Genomic DNA, 804 nt, shown 5'->3' with positions numbered 1-804 from the left:
ATAAGTATTGTGAAGCTATTCCTGATGGTGATAATTATTATTTAAGACAATGTACCAAAAAAGAAAGACTGGATTGTGAAAAAGCAGTGGTAGGGGTTGGAGATGAGCCTTAAACAAAATATTTAACTTGTTTAAGATAATTAAGTTATTAAGAACTCCATTAAAATTATGATTGTCCAGATCATTAGCTAAGTAAATACTTAAGAGATAAAAGAAAGATATGAACGAACTACATAGCAGTGGAGTAATGAAAATATTCCAAACTTGAATCAGTTAATAAACTTTGTTCCGTCGATAAAAATAATTTTATATGGAATTGTTTGAATGGTAGAAATTGAAAATTATTTGTATAAAGTATTTTAAATTAATATTAACTACCTTTTTGATGATTTTTTTCGGAAATTCATATGCTAAAAAAATGGACATGAACGGGTATCAAATAAAATTAGCTATTTAAAACTAGTAATTTAACACTACCAGATGATAGTTATATCCCAAAATATTAAAATATTTTATAAGTAAGATTATAAGGATATTACATAATGAAAAGAATAATTTTTTTATCACTCATTCCACTATTCTTGGTTAATAATGTTTTTGCCAATAATCAAAAGGAACACATTGATATTCGTGCAGCACGGTCAGCCGCTAATCATAGTGATCCTTTTTGTTACTCTTTACGCATTGATTATTATCCAAATGGTCAAATTAAAGAACAAGGTTGCCAAGGGCATTATAATGCGACAGGTATTTCTGTAGGTAATTGGTATGAATATGATTTATTAGGTATGCCTGTTCGCACGA

At 28.0% G+C, this 804-nt stretch carries 1 protein-coding gene; it reads left to right on the top strand.

Going from position 1 to position 804, the window contains the following annotated elements; genetic code table 11:
- Positions 1-542 precede the first annotated feature (542 nt).
- Positions 543-804 (top strand): hypothetical protein (locus H3S73_RS13510; protein WP_198248918.1); only part of this gene is annotated, 262 nt, incomplete at its 3' end.

Origin of the sequence: Gilliamella sp. B14384G12, from assembly GCF_016101825.1 — a bacterium.
Lineage (GTDB): Bacteria > Pseudomonadota > Gammaproteobacteria > Enterobacterales > Orbaceae > Gilliamella > Gilliamella apicola_N.
Note: the sequence above shows the minus strand (reverse complement) of the source record. Positions and strands in the feature narration are given on the sequence as shown.